Origin of the sequence: Streptococcus sp. 1001283B150225_161107_H12, assembly GCF_015552665.1 — a bacterium.
Lineage (GTDB): Bacteria > Bacillota > Bacilli > Lactobacillales > Streptococcaceae > Streptococcus.
Window position 1 is genome coordinate 143,592 of the sequence record NZ_JADNFC010000003.1, and the last position, 24,629, is coordinate 168,220.

At 42.7% G+C, this 24,629-nt stretch carries 22 protein-coding genes and 1 pseudogene; 2 read left to right on the forward strand and 21 right to left on the reverse strand.

Translation table 11 applies throughout. The features are described 5' to 3' along the window. Nucleotides 1-47 precede the first annotated feature (47 nt). From I2C87_RS05825 to I2C87_RS05855, 7 genes are all read right to left on the reverse strand, one after another. On the reverse strand, nucleotides 48-545 hold the full coding sequence (locus tag I2C87_RS05825; protein ID WP_023027328.1) for a beta-class carbonic anhydrase: 498 nt from the start codon (nucleotides 543-545) through the stop codon (nucleotides 48-50). Between the two features lie 146 nt (nucleotides 546-691). Beyond that, a complete protein-coding gene (locus I2C87_RS05830; RefSeq protein ID WP_023027329.1) occupies nucleotides 692-1,387 on the reverse strand; it encodes a TIGR00266 family protein in 696 nt (231 codons plus the stop codon). 82 nt (nucleotides 1,388-1,469) lie between these two features. Next, nucleotides 1,470-2,831, reverse strand: a complete 1,362-nt coding sequence (gene radA, locus I2C87_RS05835) for a DNA repair protein RadA (RefSeq protein WP_195324280.1) — start codon at nucleotides 2,829-2,831, stop codon at nucleotides 1,470-1,472. 13 nt (nucleotides 2,832-2,844) lie between these two features. After that, the gene (locus I2C87_RS05840; RefSeq protein WP_195324206.1) at nucleotides 2,845-3,402 is read right to left on the reverse strand and encodes a histidine phosphatase family protein; all 558 of its coding nucleotides are present in this window, start codon (nucleotides 3,400-3,402) and stop codon (nucleotides 2,845-2,847) included. Then, on the reverse strand, nucleotides 3,362-3,808 hold the full coding sequence (locus I2C87_RS05845) for a dUTP diphosphatase (protein ID WP_195324281.1): 447 nt from the start codon (nucleotides 3,806-3,808) through the stop codon (nucleotides 3,362-3,364). Before I2C87_RS05845 ends, I2C87_RS05840 begins: the two co-directional genes overlap by 41 nt. A gap of 237 nt (nucleotides 3,809-4,045) precedes the next feature. Beyond that, nucleotides 4,046-4,735, reverse strand: a complete 690-nt coding sequence (locus I2C87_RS05850; RefSeq protein WP_048716619.1) for a gamma-glutamyl-gamma-aminobutyrate hydrolase family protein — start codon at nucleotides 4,733-4,735, stop codon at nucleotides 4,046-4,048. A gap of 157 nt (nucleotides 4,736-4,892) precedes the next feature. Next, nucleotides 4,893-8,822: a SpaA isopeptide-forming pilin-related protein gene (locus I2C87_RS05855; RefSeq protein ID WP_195324207.1), complete on the reverse strand. Its 3,930-nt coding sequence runs from the start codon at nucleotides 8,820-8,822 to the stop codon at nucleotides 4,893-4,895. A gap of 274 nt (nucleotides 8,823-9,096) precedes the next feature. On the opposite strand from I2C87_RS05855, the gene I2C87_RS05860 reads away from it, so the two are divergent. Both I2C87_RS05860 and galU read left to right on the forward strand, forming a co-directional pair. Beyond that, complete coding sequence (locus I2C87_RS05860; RefSeq protein WP_195324208.1) at nucleotides 9,097-10,113, forward strand: NAD(P)H-dependent glycerol-3-phosphate dehydrogenase; 1,017 nt, start codon at nucleotides 9,097-9,099, stop codon at nucleotides 10,111-10,113. Nucleotides 10,114-10,174: 61 nt separating this feature from the next. Further along, nucleotides 10,175-11,083, forward strand: coding sequence for a UTP--glucose-1-phosphate uridylyltransferase GalU (gene galU, locus I2C87_RS05865; protein WP_048716624.1), 909 nt, complete (start codon nucleotides 10,175-10,177; stop codon nucleotides 11,081-11,083). 166 nt (nucleotides 11,084-11,249) lie between these two features. On the opposite strand, the gene I2C87_RS05870 is transcribed toward galU, so the two are convergent. From I2C87_RS05870 to I2C87_RS05935, 14 genes and pseudogenes are all read right to left on the reverse strand, one after another. Next, a complete protein-coding gene (locus I2C87_RS05870) occupies nucleotides 11,250-13,196 on the reverse strand; it encodes a C69 family dipeptidase (RefSeq protein WP_195324209.1) in 1,947 nt (648 codons plus the stop codon). Between the two features lie 220 nt (nucleotides 13,197-13,416). Then, nucleotides 13,417-14,109: a rhomboid family intramembrane serine protease gene (locus I2C87_RS05875; protein WP_195324210.1), complete on the reverse strand. Its 693-nt coding sequence runs from the start codon at nucleotides 14,107-14,109 to the stop codon at nucleotides 13,417-13,419. After that, nucleotides 14,093-14,632, reverse strand: coding sequence for a 5-formyltetrahydrofolate cyclo-ligase (locus I2C87_RS05880; protein ID WP_195324211.1), 540 nt, complete (start codon nucleotides 14,630-14,632; stop codon nucleotides 14,093-14,095). The genes I2C87_RS05875 and I2C87_RS05880 overlap by 17 nt, the downstream gene beginning before the upstream one ends. A gap of 12 nt (nucleotides 14,633-14,644) precedes the next feature. After that, complete coding sequence (locus tag I2C87_RS05885) at nucleotides 14,645-15,778, reverse strand: N-acetyldiaminopimelate deacetylase (protein ID WP_195324212.1); 1,134 nt, start codon at nucleotides 15,776-15,778, stop codon at nucleotides 14,645-14,647. 63 nt (nucleotides 15,779-15,841) lie between these two features. Then, the gene (gene dapD / locus I2C87_RS05890; protein WP_195324213.1) at nucleotides 15,842-16,540 is read right to left on the reverse strand and encodes a 2,3,4,5-tetrahydropyridine-2,6-dicarboxylate N-acetyltransferase; all 699 of its coding nucleotides are present in this window, start codon (nucleotides 16,538-16,540) and stop codon (nucleotides 15,842-15,844) included. A gap of 209 nt (nucleotides 16,541-16,749) precedes the next feature. Further along, nucleotides 16,750-17,664, reverse strand: coding sequence for a hypothetical protein (locus I2C87_RS05895; protein ID WP_023024610.1), 915 nt, complete (start codon nucleotides 17,662-17,664; stop codon nucleotides 16,750-16,752). Between the two features lie 69 nt (nucleotides 17,665-17,733). Beyond that, nucleotides 17,734-18,645, reverse strand: coding sequence for a hypothetical protein (locus I2C87_RS05900; RefSeq protein WP_195324214.1), 912 nt, complete (start codon nucleotides 18,643-18,645; stop codon nucleotides 17,734-17,736). A gap of 17 nt (nucleotides 18,646-18,662) precedes the next feature. Then, nucleotides 18,663-19,409, reverse strand: a complete 747-nt coding sequence (locus tag I2C87_RS05905; protein WP_195324215.1) for a hypothetical protein — start codon at nucleotides 19,407-19,409, stop codon at nucleotides 18,663-18,665. A 10-nt stretch (nucleotides 19,410-19,419) separates the two neighbouring features. Further along, on the reverse strand, nucleotides 19,420-20,061 hold the full coding sequence (locus I2C87_RS05910; RefSeq protein ID WP_229046247.1) for a hypothetical protein: 642 nt from the start codon (nucleotides 20,059-20,061) through the stop codon (nucleotides 19,420-19,422). Between the two features lie 299 nt (nucleotides 20,062-20,360). After that, nucleotides 20,361-21,155, reverse strand: a complete 795-nt coding sequence (locus tag I2C87_RS05915) for a hypothetical protein (protein ID WP_195324217.1) — start codon at nucleotides 21,153-21,155, stop codon at nucleotides 20,361-20,363. 21 nt (nucleotides 21,156-21,176) lie between these two features. After that, on the reverse strand, nucleotides 21,177-22,319 hold the full coding sequence (locus tag I2C87_RS05920) for a hypothetical protein (RefSeq protein WP_195324218.1): 1,143 nt from the start codon (nucleotides 22,317-22,319) through the stop codon (nucleotides 21,177-21,179). Between the two features lie 182 nt (nucleotides 22,320-22,501). Beyond that, nucleotides 22,502-22,978 (reverse strand): annotated as a pseudogene (pgi, locus tag I2C87_RS05925) (glucose-6-phosphate isomerase); the annotation flags it as partial. A 196-nt stretch (nucleotides 22,979-23,174) separates the two neighbouring features. Next, on the reverse strand, nucleotides 23,175-23,546 hold the full coding sequence (locus I2C87_RS05930) for a PTS glucitol/sorbitol transporter subunit IIA (RefSeq protein WP_008808177.1): 372 nt from the start codon (nucleotides 23,544-23,546) through the stop codon (nucleotides 23,175-23,177). 98 nt (nucleotides 23,547-23,644) lie between these two features. Next, nucleotides 23,645-24,625, reverse strand: a complete 981-nt coding sequence (locus I2C87_RS05935) for a PTS glucitol/sorbitol transporter subunit IIB (RefSeq protein ID WP_038804194.1) — start codon at nucleotides 24,623-24,625, stop codon at nucleotides 23,645-23,647. Nucleotides 24,626-24,629: the final 4 nt, after the last annotated feature.

Consider the following 24,629-nt stretch of genomic DNA (forward strand, 5'->3'; position numbering starts at 1 on the left):
AACATAATTACTCTCCCATCGTCCCTCCCAAGACGAACGGAAAAAGTTTAATCTATCACCTCAGTGATCAATCCTGTATCGACATCATAGACAGCTCCTGAGATAATGACGTCGTCTGGAATCAGTGGCGATGCTTTTAAGAGAGCAACATCCTCACGGACGCTCTCGTAGATATCTTGAAAGGGTAGGAAGTCTTGGTCTCCAACATCAACTCCCAGTTCCTTCTTCAGATGCTGACGGAAGCCTTCATTCTCAAAGGTTTGTGCTCCACAGTCTGTATGGTGCAAGACCACGATTTCTCGAGTCCCCATCTGTTGCTGTGAGATGACCAAGGAACGAATCATGTCCTCTGTCACGCGCCCACCTGCATTCCGCAAAATATGGGCATCTCCCAAAGCAAGCCCCAGTGCTGGTGCCACGTGAAGACGAGAGTCCATACAGGTCACAATGGCCACTTGCGTTTTCGGTTTGATCGGAAGATGGAGGTCTCCGTGCAATTCAACATAGGCTTGATTGGCTTTTAAAAAATTCTCAAAATAGGACATTAGGAACTTCCTTTCTGGTTGGTAAAATAGTTTGAACACCAAATTATTTACACTCTATCTTACCATCTTTTTCCCAGATTGTCAGTTGTCAGCCTACATGAAAAAGGAGAGCAAAAGCAAACCGACTTCTACACTCCTTTCTTATCTTATGATCGTCTTGGTAAATAACGATTCAGCAAGCCAGCAAAGGTCTGAAGGTTGAGACTTTGAACATAGACCTCACCAGTCCCTCTAAAGGTATTGACAACACCTTCACCCGTTCCGATGGATTGCCAGAAACCATTTTCCAAATGGATATTGTAATCCAAAGACTGGCTCCAAGCAACGACATGGGCATTATCGATGGTGATTTCTTGATTGTTTAGCTCAATTTTTTTAATTGAGCCGTAGGCATTCACCAAGAGGGTCCCTTGACCTTGGGTCGTCATGACGAAGAATCCACCCTGACCACCAAAGAGAGCCTTACCAATCGATTGGGTTTCCATTGTATAGAAAGCTGAACCATCCAGTGCAAGGAAGGCACCATCGTTCAATCGATACTGCTTTTCGCCCAAGTAGAGTGGCACCACCTGACCTGGTGAGTCGGGTGCCAATGCTAGGTAAGCATTATTAGACTGGGCAAATACCTGAGTGATAAAGGTACTTTCACCCGAAACCATTGACCGTCCAACTGCTTTCACAAAGCGTCCCACACCAGAGCCACTTGCATTTAATTTGGTGTTGAGGGTCACATTAGGCGTATGGTAGACCATACTCCCCCGTTGAATATAGACAGTTTCACCTTGATTGAGAGACAGCTCGACCAAAGGGAACTGCACATTGTTATCTGTAAAAAATTGCAAAATAAGTAACCCCCTATGTTTAGTAAGTATAGAAAAAGTATAGCACAGGAAAAACTTTTTTGCAAACGATTCCAAGACCTGATTAAGAAAAGACTTTTTTCAAAACTTCCCCTACCGTGGAGACTGCTATCACTTTGATGCCATCTGGGATCGCGATCCCTTGGAGAGAATTTTTAGGTGCATAAATCTTTGTGAAGCCTAGTTTCGCCGCTTCGTTGATCCGTTGCTCAATCCGAGTCACTCGGCGAATCTCACCAGTCAAGCCAATCTCACCGATAAAGGCCTCTTGAGGATTGGTTGGAAGCTCCTTGTAGCTAGAAGCAATGGCCACCGCTACGGCTAAGTCAATGGCTGGTTCGTCCAGTTTGACACCACCAGCTGACTTGAGATAAGCATCTTGATTTTGAAGAAGAAGTCCGCAACGTTTCTCTAACACAGCCATAATGAGGCTAACCCGGTTAAAGTCAAGACCCGTTGTCGTCCGCTTGGCATTTCCAAATACAGTCGGTGTCACCAAGGCTTGAACTTCCGCCAGGATTGGTCTGCTGCCTTCCATAGTGACGACAATGGCAGAGCCAGTCGCCCCATCCAAGCGTTCTTCCAGAAATACCTGACTGGGATTGAGGACCTCAACCAAACCGCCCGACTGCATCTCAAAGATTCCGATCTCATTGGTCGAGCCAAAGCGATTCTTGACGGCTCTTAATATCCGGAAGGTATGGTGGCGCTCGCCCTCAAAGTAGAGCACCGTATCCACCATGTGCTCCAACATCCGAGGTCCTGCCAAGGTCCCTTCCTTAGTCACATGGCCGACGATAAAGATAGCAATGTTATTAGTCTTAGCCAACTGCATAAGTTCAGCCGTCACCTCACGTACCTGAGAAACAGACCCCTGCACCCCTGAAATCTCAGGAGACATAATGGTCTGAATAGAGTCGATGATGAGGAAGTTAGGCTGGATGCGCTCCACTTCTGCTCGCACGCTCTGCATATTGGTCTCGGCATAGAGATAAAACTCACTGTCAATATCTCCCAAGCGCTCAGCTCGCAATTTGATCTGCTGGGCCGACTCCTCTCCACTGACATAGAGAACCGTTCCCACTTGAGATAGCTGGGTCGAGACTTGAAGGAGAAGGGTCGATTTCCCAATCCCTGGATCTCCCCCGATGAGAACGAGACTCCCTGGGACCACTCCTCCACCGAGTACACGGTTGAATTCCTCCATCTCCGTCTTGGTCCGGTGAACATTGATAGAGGTCACGTCCGCCAATTTCATGGGTTTGGTCTTTTCACCCGTCAAGGATACCCGGGCATTCTTAACTTCTGCAACTTCGACTTCCTCCACAAAGGAAGACCAAGAACCACAGTTAGGACAGCGCCCTAGGTATTTGGGTGAATTATAGGCACAATTTTGACACACAAATGTCGTTTTTTTCTTTGCGATGATAAACCTCTTTCTAAATCTCTATCTCACACTCAATCACTTGGCAAAAATCAATGGTTTCATTCGGTACAAATTGACGCATGAGCATGCGATGGGTAACCACTACAAGCTTCTGATAGTCTCGGTACTTGGCCAAAGTTTCAATAAAGCGAGCTCTCATATCCTCAGCGGTTTCATATTGTATCGGGCTATCCGGAAGGAGCTTCCCATTATTTTCTAGAAACAGAGTCCGAGCTGTTTCAAAATTCTCTATACCACTTTCGTATACCTGCCATTCGTGCAATAAGGGTTCTACTTTCAAAGGTAGGCCCGTAGCACAAGCCAGATAAGAAGCTGTTTCTAAAGCTCGCGTTACTGCTGAAGCTACTAGCAGATCAGCTGATTGGAATAAGGGGTTTTGGCAAAGGTCCTGAGCCTGTTTCCTTCCCTTCTCAGATAAGGGAGCTAGATCCATTCCAAATCCGGAATAAGAACGCTCCTCTAACACACGATAATCTGGCTCCCCATGACGGACAAAGATAATCTTCATCTTAGTGCCCTGTTGACCCAAATCCACCGGTCCGCACGCCATCCGCCTCATCCCCATCAGCAATTAAGAAAGGAGCAAAGACTGCCTGAACTACACGTTCCCCAACTTCAAGGACGACTTCTTGGTCCGTAATATTTTTCATCTGAGCAAAAATATGGCCTTCATTTCCTGGATTGCCGTAGTAGTCTCCATCGATAACCCCAACAGAGTTGATCAAGACCAATCCCTTCTTGCGAGGATTAGACGAGCGGTCATAGAGATAGAGCACCTCAGTCGGTTGCATATAGGCCTTGACCCCAGTTGGGACGAGGACGATTTCTCCTGGTTCAATGACTGTGCGCTCGGCCACCTTTAAGTCGTAACCAGCTGCGTGTGCTGTCTCCCGTTTTGGCAACAAGTCCTGATTGGTATAGCTTGATACAAGTTCAAATCCACGAATTTTTGTCATCATGATTCCTCTTTCATTCTAAATAGTTTCCATCTCTTCTATTATACCATCACTTTTCCCTAGCGTCTCCCCTCTACTACTATTCGTATTTTTTCTGACAAACACACAAAAGCCCCCTCAACCGAGGAGACTTTTGCAGGAGATTATATGAAAAAAGTAAACTGTATCAAACAAAGTTAGGAGGTCTTTGTTGATGAGACTAGTTTACCTCTTTCTCCTTAAAAAATCCTAAAGACTTTACAATTCTTGTAACAGATAGCGGAAGAGTTCGAGATTGCCTTTTTCTTCTTTGACTAGGAACTCTGGATGCCACTGCAAACCGATGATGCGATGACCATCCACTGCTTCGATAGCTTCAATGGTCTGGTCGCGTGGGTCAATGGCTGTCACTCGAAAGTTAGGCGCCAAGTCCTTGATGCTTTGGCGATGCACAGAATTGATCTGGCTAGCTTGTCCAAAAAGACGCTCCACCACGCTGCCTTTTTTGGTCTCAATGGAATGAGAAGTACCAAAAGGAAGCCCTTGCCAGTGTCCTTCCACTTCTTGATGGAGAGTCCCACCGAAGGCAACATTGACGAGCTGAACTCCTCGGCAGATAGCTAGGACCGGCTTGTTTTGACGGACTGCTTCTTTCAACAAGGCCAACTCAAACTGATCGCGCTCGAGATTGTAGTCATCACTCTCGATGGCGATTTCTTCTCCATAAAAACTAGGATGGACATTTTGCCCCCCACTGAGGATAAGCTTGTCCACTGTCTCGATATAATCTTTGGCAAAAGACGGGTCTCCCACAGGAATGACCATAGGAAGGCCACCTACTTGCTTAATGGTTTCCGCAAACTTACAAGATACAGACGAATGGATATTTTTCCCATCTGGATCCACTGCGCATAGATTGGCAGAGACTCCAACAATCGTTCTACACATGGCCTTCCCTCCTTTGATATTTCTATTCCCTATTTTATCATCCCACTTCAAGAGCGTCTAATATGTATTTTTTAAGGGCCTGATAAATATTTTTTATCACCTATAGACAAAAAAACAGGCTTGTCTAGCAAGGCTAGAACAAAACCTGTTTTAGAAATTAATTTTCACGTTTTTTATAAACCAAGGCGCTTCCAGCTACTGCCAAAGCAAGTCCTGCAGCCACTAGTCCCTCACTCACTGTTTCACCTGTAGAAGGAAGAGTATGTTTCTTTTCTTCTTTTGGTTGACTTCCAGAAGGCTTATCACCTTTTGGTTTGTCTGTTGATGGGGTGGTTGGCGGAGTAGTTGGTGGTGTAGTTGGTGGTGTGTTTGGAGTAGTTGGTGGTGTTGGTGGTGTGTTTGGAGGAGTTAGGTAGTTTACGACTGTCCCCTTATCTACTACAAGGTTAGGTGCGGCTTTTAATTCGCTAGCAGATACAGTAATAACATCCGTTGATAGTTGGTAACCAGCTGGCGCTGTCAACTCCTTAATAACATAATCCTTAGCCTCAAAGCCTACAAAGCTTACAAGACCGTTGGCATCTGAGGTCGCTGTCGCTTGACCTTCCCCATATGGGTTGGCAACTGGGGTCACACCATCTGCCTCAAAGAGTCCAAAGACAGCTCCTGCAAGGTCTTGACCGACTAGGTTCACCTTATGCAATTGAATATTGTAAAGTTTCAACTCAGGTTTCTCAACCACTGGTGGAGTTGGTGGAATAGCAGTGAATGGTTTGTTGACAACTTTTCCTTGATCAAGTACTTGATCAGTTGAAGCAATCAATTGACTAGATGAAACAGTAATCGCTTCTTCAGAAAGTTGGTATCCTTCTGGTGCTGTCAATTCTTTCACTACATAATCCTTGGCTTCAAGTCCTGTAAAGGTAACGAGACCATTGGCATCAGATGTCGCTGTCGCTTGACCCTCGCCATATGGATTTGCAACTGGTGTCACACCATCTGCTTCAAAGAGTCCAAAGACAGCTCCTGCCAAGACTTGACCTTCATTATTGACTTTGTGCAATTGGATGCTGTAAAGAGTCAATTCCGGTTTCTCAACAACTGGCGGAGTTGGTGGAATAGCAGTAAACGGTTGGTTCACCACATTTCCTTTATCCACTACCAAGTCTGTCGCAGCGCTCAATTCTGTTGCAGAGACAGCGATTGAAGCAGTTGATAGTTGGTAACCTTCTGGTGCTGTCAATTCTTTCACTACATAATCCTTAGCCTCAAAGCCTACAAAGCTTACAAGACCATTAGCATCGGATGTCGCTGTCGCTTGACCTTCGCCATAAGGGTTGGCAACTGGTGTGCTACCATCCGCTTCAAAGAGTCCAAAGACTGCTCCTGCTAGAGCTCGACCTTCACCATTGACCTTGTGAAGTTGGATGGTATAAAGTTTAGCTTCTGGTTTTTCAACTACTGGTGGTGTTGGTGGGATTTCACTTGTGACAAAGGTATTGGTGAAGGATGTCTTCGCACCATATGCCACTGTAGCCTTGATCGTATTGCTTGCGTCATCTTTCGTAACTGTTACTGTCACTTCGATGCTCGCTTGATCGTAGGTCATTCCTTTTTCTTGAGATTGAGGGATTACTTCCTTAATTGTGTAGTGGAAAGTTTTCCCTGCATCTTCTTGTGAATAAGAAATTTCGTCAAATGCTACAGAACCATCTGCTGCATTTTGTTTTGTTTGAAGAACTTCTCCAGCTTCATCCAACAAGTTAAAGCTGAATTCGCCATCTTTTAGGTCACGACCTTCTAAAATCTTGCTAGCTGAAATCTGAGCTTTTGCTGGACTTGGAGCTGAGTAAGTATTTGCAAAGACCTTGTTTTCTGGATAGACAACTGTTGCTTTTAGGTTGTCTCCATCTTTTGTTACCTGAACGGTTACTTGTTTTTCTGCTGTATCGTATGTGATACCTGGTACGTTCCCCTTCACTTCCTTCACAGTGTAAGTGTGTTCACCTTCTGCTGTGTAAGAGATAGCATTAAAGGTTACTTTGCCAGATTTGTTAGTAACAGTTTGAAGTTTGTTAGTACCTTCGTACAATTCAAAACTAAACTCACCGTCTACCAAGTCACGACCTGTCAACTCTTTAGACAACTCAATTGTTGCAGTCGTTGCGTTTGGTGTGAAGGCGTTAGTAAATGTTTTGTTTTCTGGATAAACGACTTCTGCCTTCAAGGCATCTCCATCACGAGTAACTTTAACAGTCACTTGTTTTTCAGAAGCATCGTAAGCAATCGTAGCATTGTCCCCTTTGACCTCTTTCACAGTGTAAGTGTGTTCACCTTCTGCTGTGTAAGAGATAGCATCAAAGGTCACTTTGCCAGATTTGTTAGTAACAGTTTGAAGTTTGTTTACACCTTCGTACAACTCAAAGCTAAACTCACCATCTACCAAATCACGACCTGTCAACTCTTTAGACAACTCAATTGTTGCAGTCGTTGCATTTGGTGTAAAGGCATTGGTAAATGTTTTGTTTTCTGGATAGACAACTTCTGCCTTCAAGGCACCTCCATCACGAGTGACTTTAACAGTCACTTGTTTTTCAGAGGCATCGTAAGTAATGGTAGCATTATTACCTTTGACTTCTTTTACAGTGTATGTATGTTCACCTTCTGCTGTGAACTCAATCGGTTCGAATGTAATTTTCCCGCTTTGGTTAGTCGTTGTTTGAAGCTTGGTTGCACCTTCGTACAATTCAAAGCTAAACTCACCATCTACCAAATCACGACCTGTAAGATTTTTATCCAGCTCGATAGTAGCTTGAGTCTTAGCTGGCTTCTCTTTCTTGTTTACAATCGTTTTGCTAACAGGTTTAGTTGGTGTCGTAAATTCACTAGCTTCAACAATTGTATCTTCTGCCAACCCATAGCCTTCCGGAGCTTGAATTTCTTTGATGATGTATTTGTCACGAAGGATGTTCTTGACAGTAAATTCACCGTTCGCATCTGACTCGAATTCACCAATCACTTGACCAGTTGCTTGTCGAACAACTTGGAATTTTGCTCCTTTAAGAGGTCTGTTTTGTTCGTCTACCTTAGTAACTTTAATACTAAATTCGTAACCAATACCTTCACCACCAGCAATTTGGATTTTCACTGTACTATTTGATGAGGTTTCATCCTTATTGCTTCCCTTGATAGTAGCTTGGTTAAGAATTTTTTCACCATCAACAACAGCATAGTTTACATCTGTCCCATATTCAATAGCAAATTGATCATCTGCAGCAATGTTACCTAGATTAATAGAAAATGAATTTCCATTAATATTCACTGTATAGTCAGCGGTAACATCTTTTGCGTTTTTGAGTTCCCATTTACCATTGTTATATTCCCAAGTTCCTTTTTTAATCTTGAAACTTCCTGGCTTGTAGGTGATACCTGGTGATTTCAAGGTATCTGTAACAACAGCATCATTAATGACTTCATTCGTTCTGTTTACAGAAATTCGGAAGCCGAGCTCTTTGTTTCCTGCTTCGCTCCAACCCGATTTAATGATAGAGTAGCGGTTACCTCCACCTATTGTTCCACTTGTGACTTTTCCTGTGAATTTCTCTTTATCATTTACAGAAACTTTAACTGGAACTTCTCCATCATTTGGAGATTTTACTTTATTAACTTGAGCATAGAAGAAGAATGAACCGGATACATCGTCTTTTGTTTCTACATATTTTGTAAAGGTCAAGATAATTTTACCAGTAGCTGCATCAACTTTTGCCTTGGCAACCAAGTTATCACTTGGATCTTTAATCTCAAAATCCTGTGATTTGATATCAATTGGTGAGTCGATTTTAACCTCTGTTGTGTCTCCGGCTTTGACTGTTCCTCTTTTCCCGATAGCAAACTTTGCATTCAGACGGAAAGTATCGTATCTTCCAAGCGGTCCTGTCAAAGCTTCACCTTTATCATTTTGAATCTTTACATCCGTGATGACATCCACTTTTTTTGACGTTTCTGCATTTACAATTTTTGAAAAAAGCGTAAAGCTTACCATCAACAATGAAAGCGTCATCAATAGATATATTGCCAACTTTTTCATTTTTTCTCCCCTTATATTCATAATAATAAGTGAAATTATTATACCACAAACTAGTAATAATGCAAGTATAAAGTAACATTTTTTATTTATCATCCTTTCAAAATGAATTATCTTCACAAAACAATTGATAGTTATACAAGTTTTTTTGCCTATATTATGTTAAAATAGAGAGAAGAATAGGATCATTCTTCAAGGCCCTCTTGGAGCATTTTTGAAGATGCAAGCCCTAGATTTATAGACTTGCTTGAAAATAGATATAGAAATGGAAGATACTATGGATAAACAAACCGTTGCGGTCATCGGTCCTGGTTCTTGGGGAACTGCCCTTTCTCAAGTCCTCCACGATAATGGCCATGAAGTGCGGATCTGGGGAAACGTCCCAGAACAAATCGACGAAATCAATCAAGAACATACCAACAAACGCTACTTTAAGGATGTCCTGCTAGATTCAGGGATCAAGGCTTACCACAACTTGGATGAAGCCCTTTCTGGAGCAGATGCGGTCCTCTTTGTCGTCCCAACCAAGGTGACACGACTCGTTGCTAAGCAAGTAGCTGAACTCTTGGACCATCCTGTCAAGGTCATGCACGCCTCCAAAGGATTAGAACCAAACAGTCACAAACGGATTTCTCAAATCTTAGAAGAGGAAATCCCTGCTTCTCTACGTAGCGAGATTGTGGTCGTATCTGGTCCAAGTCACGCTGAAGAAACCATCGTTCGCGACATTACTCTGATCACAGCAGCTTCTAAGGATTTAGAAACAGCTCGTTACGTTCAAGAGCTCTTCAGCAATCACTACTTCCGCCTCTATACCAACACAGATGTAATCGGAGTAGAGACAGCCGGTGCCCTGAAAAATATTATCGCAGTCGGAGCTGGAGCCCTCCACGGGCTTGGATTCGGAGACAACGCCAAGGCTGCCATCATCACGCGCGGCCTAGCTGAAATTACCCGTCTAGGAGTGAAACTTGGGGCTAGCCCCTTGACCTATAGTGGACTATCCGGAGTTGGGGACCTGATCGTGACAGGCACTTCCATCCACTCTCGTAACTGGCGAGCGGGGGATGCCCTCGGTCGCGGTGAAAAACTAGAAGATATCGAAGCCAACATGGGTATGATCATCGAAGGAATTTCCACCACTAAGGCTGCCTACGAACTGGCCCAAGAGCTAAATGTCTACATGCCGATCACACAAGCCATCTACCAAGTAATTTATGAAGGGCAAGACATTCGCGAAGCCATTAACTTCATGATGAACAACGAATTTAAAGAAGAAAATGAGTGGAACTAAGGAATTTTTCCTTGCCAATCAGTTCAACAACCAATCATTCTTTAGTTAGAAAGGAATTATTATGACAAAAGTTAGGAAAGCAGTCATTCCTGCGGCCGGACTTGGAACGCGTTTCCTACCTGCAACCAAAGCCTTGGCCAAAGAAATGTTGCCAATCGTGGATAAGCCAACCATCCAATTCATCGTTGAGGAAGCCCTTAAGGCTGGCATCGAGGACATTCTTGTTGTCACTGGTAAATCAAAACGTTCGATCGAAGACCACTTCGACTCAAACTTCGAACTTGAGTACAACCTCAAGGAAAAAGGAAAAAATGACCTGTTGAAACTGGTCGATGAAACTACCGGGATGCGCCTCCACTTCATTCGTCAAAAACATCCGCGTGGACTTGGAGATGCTGTCCTTCAAGCCAAGGCCTTCGTTGGGAATGAACCTTTCGTCGTGATGCTGGGAGATGACCTCATGGATATCACAGATGATACAGCTACTACTCTCACCAAGCAATTGATGAATGACTATGATGAGACACATGCTTCTACTATTGCTGTCATGAAAGTTCCCCATGAAGAGGTTTCTGCCTACGGAGTCATTGCTCCTCAAGGGGAAGGCATCAAGGGACTGTATAGCGTTGAAACCTTTGTCGAAAAACCAGCACCTGAGGAAGCACCGAGTGACCTTGCCATTATCGGTCGTTACTTGCTGACTCCAGAGATTTTCCAAATCTTGGAAAACCAAAAACCGGGCGCTGGAAATGAAATCCAATTGACTGATGCCATTGATACCTTGAACAAGACCCAACGAGTATTTGCCCGCGAATTTAAGGGCAGACGCTACGACGTGGGGGACAAGTTTGGTTTCATGAAAACATCTATTGATTATGCCTTGAAACACCCACAGGTTAAAGATGATCTCAAACAATACATCATTGATCTTGGAAAAAAATTAGAAACATCTGAACAAACTTCGAACTAAACCATTTACGAATCTGAAGGATGTAAAAGAGACTGACCATATGGTGTAAGTGGTCCCCCACTTTACAAAATGGTCAATCTCTTTTTTCTTGTAAAAAGAAGCTGGATAAAAAGTCCAGCTTCTTTCATTTATTCTCTTGTTCAACTATTTTATCTGATTCTATTTTTTAAGGATGAACATTGTAAGAATAATTTGTATTTGGGTAAGTCTCGATTTCGCTTGGATTGAAATTAGATCCGAAGCGATTATTATTGTTTACACTATTTCCTGCTACAGGAGCTTCAGTTGGAGCTTGAACAGTTTCTTCTGGTTTCACAGGAGTTTCTACTTTAGGAGATACAAGTGGTTGCTTATCCTTGTTAGCAGCATAGCCAAAGCGATTGTTTGGATTTCCTTCTGCATTAGCAGGAATATCCTTATTAGAAGGGGTAGCTCTATAATTTGGAGCCGGGATGTAAACTTTGTTCGCATCTTCACTGATTTGTGGTTTTTCTGGAACTGTTGGTGTATCTGGTTTCTTAGGCTCTTCAGGATCTTTATAATTATCTGGTTTAGAAGCACGATAAGGATCTGACTTGCGTCCAGCTGCCTCTAATTGTTTTTCCATTAATTTTTCATAATCTTTGAAGTGTTGGAAAAGACGATCAGACAAGTCAAGTGAATCTTTCGTTACTTTATCTTCAGCAGCTTTTGCAGCTTCTGGTTGATCTTTTAGTGAATAATATTCAATATCCTTCTTCTCTTGATCAGCAATAAATCCTTTTTCTAGTGCTTTCCAATGTTCTTGGACGGTTTTTCCAAAGATATCTTGATTGTTGATTGCCATGTTGTCAATATGCCAAACAGTCCAATACCAAGAATTTGGATCATAAGTAGCTGTTTGAGGTTTAAAGGCTTCGTAAGTATCTTTTACATTTCCATAGAATGGGACATATGGAGTGTTACGTGATGGTCCCATTCCTAACCAAACTGTACCACCAAATGATTTTGGTAGTTTTGGATTGATTTGATAGACATGGGCATCGATAACGTTTTCATTACCTAGTGCATATTTGTATTGATCCTTGCGAACCGTGTCGTTTGCGCCATTGTCACCTTGTTTCTTCACTCCAATTTGATCGTCCGGTACGAAGCGACCATTTAAATGTTCAAAGCGATTCCGTTGCATAGCAAAGGCATCTTCTAAAGTAAATTTCTTATTTGGATCAGTTGGAGAACGGAATAGTTCGTATTCGTCATCCTCGTAAGTCACTTTAGACTTTGGATCAAGTACTGTAATCCCTGCATAAGTCCGAGAACGGTCCCCTTCTGCATATTTTTCAGGTCCGTAAGACTTAGCAATATGGAAGTTGCCATCTTTATCAGTCTTGTAACTTCCTGATTCTTTTGCTACTTTTTCAACATCTTTAGAGGCGATGACATTTTCAGTGTCATTCAAATTAACATGACCTAGGTAGTAAGTATTCGCAAAGACTGCGTATTTATCTTCTGGCACCTTCACCGCTACATATTGGTGACCAGAAAGAATTTCCATATACCAAGTTTCTTTTTGGTCAGCAACCACAACTGTATTTCCTTCAGCTGATCCCTTTTCTTCGATAACTTTTCCAAGTAATTCGATTGCTTCACGAGCTGTTTTTGCACGAGGTAAGATTACATCGAGCATAGCAGCTTCTGGAAGTCCATCTTCTTTCAGTGGATCTTTTTCTAATACCTTTTTATTTGGAATTGCTGTAACAGTGGCAGTCATGGAAACACCCGCTTCGTTAAAGCCATGTTCCCCAAATGCACCATTGCTGCCATCTCCACGAGCGGAATCATAAGCAGCTGTGTATTTCATTTCGCTGGCAGCATGAGGATAGGTGAAACCATTGGATTCGTCCTGAATTTTGTCTCCTTCCTTATAATTCTTAGCATCAACAACAACATAGTTTTTGTTGTGTTTTCCGCCGTTTGGATAATAAGGATAGTCCTCAGTCCGACCAAACAGGGTGGTACCATCCTTGGTCAACTGACGGCCAATGATAAATCCACAACAAGCCTCAACAGCTTGAAACGGAAGGAGCAATATAGCCATCGCTACTAACGAGAGCTTAATCAACCATTTTTTCATTGCAAATCTCCTTTTTTTTAATATTTTATCCATTTTATGAATGGATAAGAAAGATATTTACAATTGTTAGTTTACTCCTTTTCAATCCTTTTTGCAAGCGCTTTCTTATGTTGTCTTTATTCACTTTTCGAGCAACTTTTTGAGTGTAGCTGCTTATTTTTGGATTTTATATACAAAAAAACTGAGACTTCACTCAGTTTTCAGATAATTTACAAATTCGTTACAAATCATAAAAAGGATGAGCAAGTAAAGGCCAAGCATAAAGAAGGATGGCCCCAGCTGTATAAAGAAACAGAGCTACCAAGCGCCAGCTTTTTTTTAGGCTATCTCGCTCACCATAAACGGGAAAGACAAAAGCTAGAATCCCTCCTCCCACCAGGCCTCCTATGTGACCGGCTAGACTGATCCCCGGCATAAAGCTAAAGAGGATATTAATCAGAATCAAGGAAGTATAACGTTGGCTCAGATAGTGAATATAGGGACTTCGAGCGATAAAGCGCAAACTGGCAATGGCACCAAAGATACCAAACAAGGCGGTAGAAGCTCCAGCTGCAATAGCAAGAGGAGAAAAAACCAATACAAAAAGGTTGCCCATCAAGCCGGATAAGAGGTAGAGGGCTAAAAAGGCCTTTGAGCCAAATAGATCTTCTGCGATTCTTCCGATAAAATAGAGGGTAACCATGTTCAAAACAAAGTGTTGCAAGCCGACATGAACAAACATGGCAGCAAGCAACCGCCAGCTCTGGCTCGGATCTACTTGGATTTCCGCTCCTAAGACACCCCCAAAGTCGTAAACAGTTTGGACCGATTCATAGTCAAAGCCACGAAGCAGCAACATGGATAGAAAAACGCCGGTTGTTAATAAGAGTAAGCTACTGGTCACCGGATATTTCTTATCAAATAGTTGATTCATCCACAAGAACCTCCTGTACTGGAATATCATGAGGGGCAGGTGCAAAGTCTACTTCCTGGCAAGCATAGATGGTGCTGACAGTCGCTCCGTCGAAATCTGCCAAATAGCGATCGTAATAGCCTCCTCCATAACCCAGGCGGTAGCCATCCTTTTGAAAGGCCACTCCAGGAACATGGATCAGGTCAATCTCCGACTGATCTACCGCTTGACTCCCATCATCTGGTTCTATGAGGCCAAAGGCTGTTGGTTTCAATTTCTGCGGATTATAGACTGCAAATTCCATGCGCCCTTTGGGATAGGTTTTTGGGATGACAACCTGTTTGCCATCTTCTTGAGCTGCATCAATCAGAAAACTCGTATCCACCTCATGTGGGAAGGACAAATAGGTCGCAATCACGCTTGCTTCTTGGTAAGCTGGCAAAGAGCGCAACCGCTGGATCAAGGCTTGATCAGCCTTTCGCTTGTTCTCCGGCTCCAAGCCTTTCATCTTCTTCAATATACTTTTTCGAATACTTGCTTTCATTTCCGTCTCTCTTTATTGGTTGGCTTTCATTTTCAAGAAAGGACTAATGGCTTTGACACCAAAGTGCAGGGCTTCTTCCTTGGGACTCATCTGAGGGTGATGAAGAGCATAAGGACTGTCCACTCCCAACCAGAACATGACTCCATCCACTTTTGACAAGAGATAACCAAAATCCTCTCCAGTCATGGCGGGTAGGATATCAATCAAGGCGACATCTTCTGTTTGATCAAAGAAGGTCATCAGTTCATCTGCCAAGTCCGGATTGTTTTCCACCGGCAAATAGCCCCCTTGCTTAAGTTCAAGATCTAGCTCCATATCAAAAGCATCTGCAACCCCTCTGGCAATCGTCTCAAGTCGCTTCTGGGTCAAGAGGTTCATTTCCATGGTCAGGGTCCGGATGGTCCCATGCAGAAAGGCTGTCTCCGCAATGACATTATTGGTCGTCCCCGCATGCATGGAACCGAAGGTCACAACCGCTCCCTCGATAGGATCCACATTGCGGCTGACAATGGTTTGAACCTGGGTGACAAAATAGCTAGCAGCGACCAGGGCATCCTTGGCTTCATGAGGAAAGGCGGCGTGTCCACCTTTTCCTTTAAAGGTCAGCTTCACTTCACAGGTCCCTGCAAAGAGCGTCCCCCGATTGGTCGCGATTTCGCCTACCTTTAAGTCCGGACGGACATGGAGGCCGTAGAATTGATCAGGTAGCCAGTCTCCAAAGGCCCCAACTTCATACATAAGCATGCCTCCAGCTTCATTTTCTTCGGCTGGTTGAAAGAGGAACAAGAGATTGTTCTTAGGCTGTTCTTGAACCAATTGCTCCAACAAGCCCAAGGCTAAGGTCATATGAACATCATGGCCACAGGCATGCATCCGACCTTCGTGGCGGGAGGCAAAGTCAAGGCCAGTTTGCTCGATAATGGGCAGTCCATCGATATCCGTCCTCCAGCCAATGGTCTTTTCTGGATTGGATCCTTTCAGAAAAACCAGGATCCCCGTCCGCCAGGTCCGCTGCTCGACGAACTCTTTTCCTTCGGTAATTTCAGCGATACGCTCCAAGAGATAGGCTTGTGTTTTGAATTCTTCTAGTCCAATTTCTGGGATTTGATGCAAATCTCGCCGAATTTTTACTAAATCAAGTGTCATATCCATCTTCCTCTTTTGAGAAGAAGCCGAGGTATCCCCCAGCTTCCTTTTCTTATTCTTCTATTAAAGGTTACGCAAGGCATCCTCAAGCGCGGTTTTTTGTTGTGTCTGTTCGTCAATCGTCTTGATCACGCGCGCAGGCACACCCGCTACCACTACATTTTCAGGCACATCTTGGGTAACAATCGCACCCGCCGCTACGACGGAGCCATTACCAACTTGAACCCCTTCGATGACGACGGCGTTGGCTCCCACCAAGACGTTATCCCCGATACGAACTGGTTCTGCAGAGGCTGGCTCAATGACACCAGCTAGAACCGCTCCTGCTCCGATATGGCTGTTTTTACCAACCGTTGCACGGCCACCAAGAATAGCTCCCATATCGATCATGGTCCCTGCACCGATTTCAGCACCGATATTGATGACTGCTCCCATCATGATTACCGCATTGTCTTCAATGGTCACCTGATCTCGAATGATCGCACCCGGTTCAATCCGGGCATTCAAATAACGCTTGTCCAGCAAAGGTACCGCTGAATTGCGACCATCTTGCTCTACGATATAGTCTTTGTTTTCTGTTAAGTTGGCAAGAAGGGGCTCAATCTCTTTCCAGTCTCCAAATAGGACATCGCCTAGCTTTACAACGGATGCTGGAAGCTCTCCTGCCAATTCCCCTTCAAAGGTCACTTTTACGTTGGTTTTCTTTTCTGCATTGCCGATAAAGGCGATAATTTCTTGTGCAGTCATTTTTTGTGCAGTCATAGCGATACCTCTTGTTCTATGTAGTCAGTCCTCTAGGAAGATAGGCTCCTTTTGAACTCTTTGATTTTACTATTATAGCATAATTTGCAAGAATTCTTTCTCATCTAAAGATTTCATCAAAGCAACACGTTCTGGACCAATAGAGACAAGTAGAGAGGCCAGAATTTTTTGACAACCCCTAAATAGGAATTCTCAGATGATCTTATCGATTATGATTTATCCTCAACACTCCTTATACTTTTCAAACGGAATCTTCCCCCAGTTTCATCAAAAGACATAAAGACACTCATCTTATCCCTTGTAGTATAGACGATTGTAATTCGTTTGACTCCCCCAATAGCATAATTATTATGCATAAAGTCAGGAGTTCCTAATTCTTTTACAGCTTCTGTCAACTCTAGACCTTCTTCAGATGAAGCTTGCAAAGCCTTATAGTCTTTACTTGTTTTCGTGACTTCTCCTCTAAAACTTTTCCTAGTATAATAGGTCACACTACTGAGTTCCATAGAATCTTGTTCTTTCAGAAAATTAAGAGACAAGCGCCCTGTATCCCCGACAAGCTCATATTCTAATCCGATTCTCTGGCTACCGTCGGAGCTAGAGGACAGGTGACCAGAGACCGCTTTCCCAATCTGATCGACAATCTGCTCTGGCGTTACATTAGGTTCATTCGCTTTTCTCACTAAAGAAATGAAATCCTCTATGGACAATTCAATTCTGTGGTCCTTGTCAATATAAGGAGAATCTTCTCCAAAAAATGTAAATTCAGTTTTTACGGATGAATCTGTTGGGAGCTTCTCAGTCTTTTTAGTGGTTGAATAGGAATCTCTTTGATGGGAAAGGTATCTTACATAGTGGAGAGCCCCACAAAAGAGACACACAATGACGACAAGACCTATCCCTAGCTTCAGGAGACCACTGCGACGAGAAAACCAGGATGCTTTGAACTGGCCCATTTGGGATGCGTATACTCGATCTGATCTCGAATATTTGTCTTCCTCAAATTGATCTTTGGATTCAAATACCTCTCCTTGTGGTTGACCTTCTGAAAACACCTCCGGTACTTTTTTATTCCCCCCTGGCACTTTTGACCATTCTCGTTGAATTTTTCTACCTTTTTGCATTTCACTCTCCCTTATTCTCGTTTCTCAGGATGGAAGAAAACGGAATGAGACTCCTCCTTCTCACTTTAGTTATTCTTTTTTATCCTTTAATTTCGTCATACTTCCCAAACGGAAAAAATCTCCATCTTGATCAAAATACAAGGTAACTCGCATCTCATCACTTGCTTTATAGGAGATAGCAATTTGAGCCTCCGTCCCAGGTAAAAAACTGGAATAGAGCCAATCTGGTACTCCCAATTCTTTGATAGCTTCCATCAACTCCACCCCCTCTTGACCTGGCTGAGGAATAAGAGCACTATAATCATCACTTGTTCTTTCAGTTGATTCTCTCTGGCTTTCTAGGGTAAAATACTGAATCGAATGCAGAAGGAGGCAATTCTCCTTTTCACTAAAATCAAAGTCCAGTGCTGCTTTATTATCGGTAAGGAGATACGTCAATACACTTCCTCGACTACCATCAGAGTCTATACTCACATATCCATCTCTTGCTTTTCCTAATTGGTTGAAAATATCATCCATAGTAAGGTTGGCATCATTAATTTTTCTAATGTATGCGACAACCTCCTCTATATTGATATCAATTTTATGATTTGGGTCTGTATAGCGAGAGTTTTTATTAAAAAGATTTTTAAATTCCTTATCTGATAAACGAGCCTCTGTCCCCTTGCTTAATTTTACAGAGTGAGAATCATGCGCAGGTGATTTCACATATCGAGACACAATGTTAAAAAGGAACAAGAGGAACAGACCTCCTAGCACTAGCTTGAAGAAAATAGAGAAATGAGCTAAGTAAGACTTCTTAAGCACACTTTTTTGAAGATTCTCTCCACCATTTCGCTTCCCTGTTTTTGCTTCTTTGACCCTGCTTGGTAGTTCCATCCTATCATTCTGCAGATTACTTTTTGAAGAGAGCTCTGAAGAGATTTTATTTCCACCTGGGACCTTAGTCCATTCTCTCTGAATCTTTCTACCTTTTTCCATTCAATTTCTCCCCTCTATCAGGTAAGACTTGTAATCCCTTGAGAGTCCACCTGGCTCTTTCGCAACAAATAGCAAGAACCATCCATTATTTCAATCTCTAATAAATAAGATTTCCCCTTCTCATCCTGAAAGGATAGTTGAAATCCTTCCTGATCAGGGCTGATTTGGCGTCGGACGAAGGATTGTAGGCCCTGATAGCTACCTAGAAGTGCTTTCAGATCCATCTTTTCTCCAGGTTCTAAGCTCTGGTAAACTTTTTCTGAAAAAGCTTTGTTCCCCTCCCGGTCTAGATTGGCTAGACTGGCGTCGATCTCTTCTAGCAGATAGCTCCCATCAGCACCCTTGCTAAAAAGCAAACGGATGGAGGCTCCCTTTCCCCTATCGTCCCATCGATAGAGCAGGGAGAGACTGGGTTGCTTACTTGCTGTAGATTGAAAGAGAACTTTCTCTTGGGGGTGCCCCATCTCCTTCAGAAGGGTCTCCAGGCGACTTCCAGTCTGCTTCAGGCTACCGTTTTGGTTCTTTATCGACAGAGAAAAATGCTTAATTTGTTCCAAGGTCCATGGCGAATCCTTTTTTTCATTCGTTTCTTTTAAGAGTCGCTCCCCTTGAAATTCTTTCGCTTTAAAAGTTGATAAGTTCTTTATTTCACTTATCGCTGTAGAATTTTTCGGCGGATGACTAAGGACCTCTAACCCCATCCCTAGGAGGAGCGCTAGCAGCAGGAGACCAGGAATTGTTAACTTCTTGATGACTGTATCCATTTACTCCTCCTTATTCGACCTTGACTAGATGATAGCGAGCATCATTTGGGGCTTGCAAAGTGAGAAAGACGAGCCCCTCTTGTGCACGGTAGGTTAGGACCAAAACTGTCTTTCCATCCTTATGATTCAAAAGCAATGATTGTGGCAAGCCAACCTTTTGTAGAATGTCTTCTAGTTTCATGCCTGTTTTCTCTTTCCCACTAGCAAGACTGGTCAAGGCTGCCTTTTTCAGCTGTTTACTTTCCAGATGGTCCTTAGAGGTTGGTTGATAGCCTTGAATAGCTATTAGATAGTAGCCATCCTTCATATGGGTAAATTCAAATTGGTATCTATCTCGACCATCTTGTGTCGTTCCATAGCTGAGACGAAGGAGTTGCGTTCTAGCTTTTGACTCAAGCCGAGCTTGCTTGGCTCCCCCTAATTTTTTGACCAGGGCCTCTGGTGTCGTCCCCTTGGTGCTTGGTCCACCAGTCCCATCTCCTATTTTAAATTCCAGCAATTCCTCCAAATGCACCCCAACTTCCGGTCGATCTGATTTTGCTAGGAAGGCCTGCAGATAGGCTTCTTCCTTGCTGAAGGTCACTTGCTGGTCTGGACTTAGCTGGTCTTGTGGTCTCCAAGAAGCAGCAAGCCCATATCCTACTCCCAACATTCCCAGGATCCCTAAAAGAATCCCTCTTTTTTGGATGAAAGCTAAGAGGGTCTTCAGATGTTTTCTTGTTATTTCCTTTACATTATCCATTCTGCGATCGTATCTGTATCCCTTTCCGTCCAACTGTTCACACGTGTTTCCTTTGTCAACATATCCTACTATACCATAAATAGCCAGTCCTCGCTAGAACAGAAAAAGATCTGAAAATACTATTCCAGATCTTTTTAGGGTTTTAAGTGAATGGATTTTTCCTCCCTTACATCTTTCGAAAAGAATGAATGAAGAGCCCTTCTTCATCATCATTCTTTTTCAGATAAGAGGAAATCTCCATCAGATTGTCTCACAAAAGTAAACCTATATTCAGAAGAACTTGAGGATTTAATATTTACTCTCATTGTAGTCACAATATCATGAGTTTTGTAGTCCTCTTCTGCAGACATTGAAAGACTAGAAATCGTATGATCCTTAATCACTTCCTTGTAGGATACACCATCCTTACCAGTTTTGGCATCTCCCACTTTCAGTTTATCATAGTAAGATGAGGTCATAAAATCGTCCTCAGCTTCTTTATAATTTCCTGAATAATAGAGGTCTTTTAAATAATAATTGTCTCCATTCTTCTGAAACGTAAGGCGCATTTCACGTACAGTATGATAAGAAGGCAGCGTATCATCCTGATCTTCGTCTAACTCGCCCCATTCTAAATCAATTTTATCTCTTCGAAACGTGCCTTTCAAAGCCTTGCCATGTGCATCCACGACATCTTCAATGCTTGTTCCTAAATCTGGAGTTTCGTATGTCCCAAACTCCAAATCAGCTAAATCATCAATATTCCAAGAAAATTCTGCTTCTTCCGGATTAATATACTTCCCAGACTGATCACGCTTTGATTCCCCTGCGTCAGCTGTTGGGTGAAGGGCTGGTTCGCTACTTTTAGCATTTGTTGCACCAAAAGAACGGCCAAGAAATAGACCTGCAATGACTCCTAAGACTGCAAAAACACTAACACAAGCGATTAATAGACCTTTCCCTGGCTTCTTTTGATTACCAGTTTCTGGCACACCAAATGGTGCCTGTGATTGATTCATATTCATCTTTCATCTATCTCCTCTATATTAAAAACGTTCTGGACCAATGTATAAGAAGTCCCCGTCTGGTTGTGCTAAGAAGCGTAATGTCTTATAATCGTCACCGACCTTAAAGTTTACGGTTGCAATAACACGAGTAGAGTCATACTCTTCTCCATCTGCAGTAGCTTTTGTTTCTGTTCCAATTCGAACAGCACTTGATTTACGCTTTTTCAAAACTTCTGATAAGGACGTTCCACCTTTACCAGTTTTCTTATCTCCTGTTTTCAGATTTTTGAATTCTTTTGTACTTAACTCACGATCTGCAGAAGTATCTTCATCTTCATCGTCTTCTTCGTCTGCATAGAATTCTTCTAAATCAAAAGCTTCCACAGTTTTCAAATAATAATTGCCATCAACTTTTTCAAATCGGAAATAAACATTCTGATGTTCAGCATTCTTTGCACGATCCCAATAAAGAGTGAGGCTATTCTTATCATACTCCACACTGGAAGCCAATCCATAGGTGTCAACAATCTGATCAGCAGTCAAACCATAACCATCCTTATTGGTATAACTCAAGGAACCAAGGTCTTTAAGAGTCCAGGTGAAAACAGCCTCCTTCTTATCTGTAATGAAGCTGTTCTTTATCTTTTTTGCTTCTTCATTAGCGCGTTCTAAACGTTTTGTTCGATTAGCATCTGCTTGAGGCTTAGATGAATTTCCCCAGAAATAGCCAGCTCCACCACCAATTAATCCACCAAGAAGGAGTGCAAGAAGGGAAAAGACAACAAATTTCGTCCATCCACGCTTCGGTTTTGGTTGAACATTCCATTGCGATTGGAAGGCTTGAGGGTTCCCTTGTTGGTAGAACGGATTATTCTCTACCTGAGGCGCTTGATTTTGGAAAAATTGTTCCTGTCCTCCAGCTTGTGGTCCTTCTACTGGAGAAGCCTGTTGAAAGGCTTGCGCTCCTGGTGCCCCAAATGGCTCATAAGCTGTTTGGCTATTTTGTGCTCCAAAAGGTTCTTGGACGGTTTGACCAGTTTGAGCTTCAAGAGGTTGCTGAACAGTTTGTTCTTCTTGCGCTCCAAAAGGTTCTTGAACAGTTTGTCCCTCTTGTGTTCCAAAAGGCTCTTGAGAAACGTTCTCCTCTTGTGTTCCAAAAGGTGTCTTGTCTTCTGTTGTCATAATCTCTCCTTTACTAACAACCTGCGCCCGTCATTCTCCCCACTTTTCGTGACCATAGTTTGACGTGCAAAGTATAAATATAGTAGTTCTACTATATCATAAAACAGTCTATTTTTCCACCTCATTCTGAGATATTGAAAGCGATTAAAAAACGACCTCTTGCGAGATCGTTTTGTTGTCTATTATAGACGAGCGTTGAGTTCTTTGCTCAATTCTTCAAATCCTGGTTTACCAAGAAGGGCAAACATGTTACGTTTGTAAGCTTCAACACCTGGTTGGTCAAATGGGTTGATCGCGTTCAAGTAACCTGAAAGGGCGATGGCCAATTCGAAGAAGTAGATAGTGTAACCAAGAGTGAAGGCATCTTGCTCAGGAAGAGTTACGTACATGTTTGGTACGTCACCGTCAGTGTGGGCAAGAAGAACACCATCAGTCGCTTTTTTGTTAACGAAGTCAACGTCTTTTCCTTGGAGGTAACCAAGTCCATCAAGGTCTTCTTCCAATGTAGGGATGATCACGTTCTTACGTGGTTTATCCACACGGACAACTGTTTCAAACATGATACGAGTTCCTTCTTGGATAAATTGACCCAATGAGTGCAAGTCTGTTGAGAAGTTAGCTGAAGTTGGGTAAATACCTTTTTGGTCTTTTCCTTCTGTTCAGGCACCCCTTGTGGATCCATCTGCTGGGAATTCCCTTGCACTGACTGGCTAGTTTGATTGACTTGCCAATCAACCACTGCGTCATCTATTTTTTCTAATTTAGACCCAGAAGCCTGGACTTTTTGTCCAAGCTCTGAATCAATTTTTTAGACTTTTATTTTTCTAAATTGCTTGATTTTAAATTTTGTTATGGTCAAGCAGTTTCGAAAATCTGAATGGTAGAGTCCTTTTCAATTACTACTGCTTGGTCTGCTGCAACATGGAGAGTGCCCGGCAGGCTGCCCTCTTTTGAACCATCAAAAGAAATCGTGATATGGCCCAGTCCAGTTAAATTTTTTTCTACTACATTTCCTACGGCAGTAATCGAATATTCCTGACTATCTACCACCAGCTTTCCACCTTCTAGTATTGCACCTAGAAGATTTTTGTTATCGATTTTAAAACAATACTCTGCTAAGTCTTCCGGAGCTTCTTCTCCAAACAAAATGAGCATATTGGCATCTTGAATCATATTCTGAGCTTCAGGCCCCACTTGAATTACTTTAGCTTCAAAAATTTTCTTCATCTAATTCCTATTCATCCTTTCTCAAATCTGTCATAAACTTATGCTTATAGATAAGTTTAACATAATAGTTGCTATGTTTACGTGCATCTATCAAAAGTTTACTGATAAAGGCCAATACTAGCTATCCAAGCTACTAGCACCCGCGGAACACCATTGAGAAAGCGTGAATAAAGCACAGAAGGGACACCAACCTCAACTGTTTCAGCCTTGGCTTCAGATAGACCGAGTGCTACAGGAATGAAATCACAACCGTTTTGAGTGTTGATAGCAAATATAGCTGGCAGAGCCATTTGGGGCGGAATAGTCCCTTTGCCGATTTCAACTCCAATTAAGGTTCCAATAATCTGACTGATAACAGCTCCGGGGCCTAACAAAGGAGATAGGAATGGCAAGGAACAGATAAAGCCAATCAAAATGAGTCCCCAGATGTTCCCAGCTAGGGGAACCATTAATTTTGCCAGCCAATTTCCAACACCTGAACCTTGAATAACCCCAATCAGCAAGGAAACAAAGGCCATGAAAGGAATGATCGTGTTGAGCATTGTTTGGATGGCTTCACGAGCAGCCTGGTTGAAAGTCGCAACGACCTTCCCAGCGCCCATCCCAATTCTTGCTACAATACTTGTTTCAGCTTTTTGCTCTGTAATTTTTTTACTAGTATCGTAAGTTGGCTTTTCTGTTACCACAGTTGTCGCTTTTTCGTCTTCATTAGCAGCAGAAATTTGATTAAGGCCAACTGCTGACACATAGATTTCCTCGGTTATATATTGAGCTAGAGGCCCACTTTTCCCTGTAGCGACAATATTTATTGTAGGGATCCCCTTTTTAGGATAAATACCACAGCGAAGAGTACCGCCACAATCCACGATTGCTAAAGCAATTTCCTCATCTGGGATAGAAGTTTTAAACCCATTAACAGCTTCCATACCGGTCAAATCAGCAATTTTATCTACAATATCTGGCTTTTCTCCTCCGCCAGTGATATAGATGAATTTATGCTTAGCTTCACTAGGTGTAATGACCAAAGGTCCTCCGAAACCGCCATTTCCTTTAACAACTTTTATACTCTTATATGACATAATT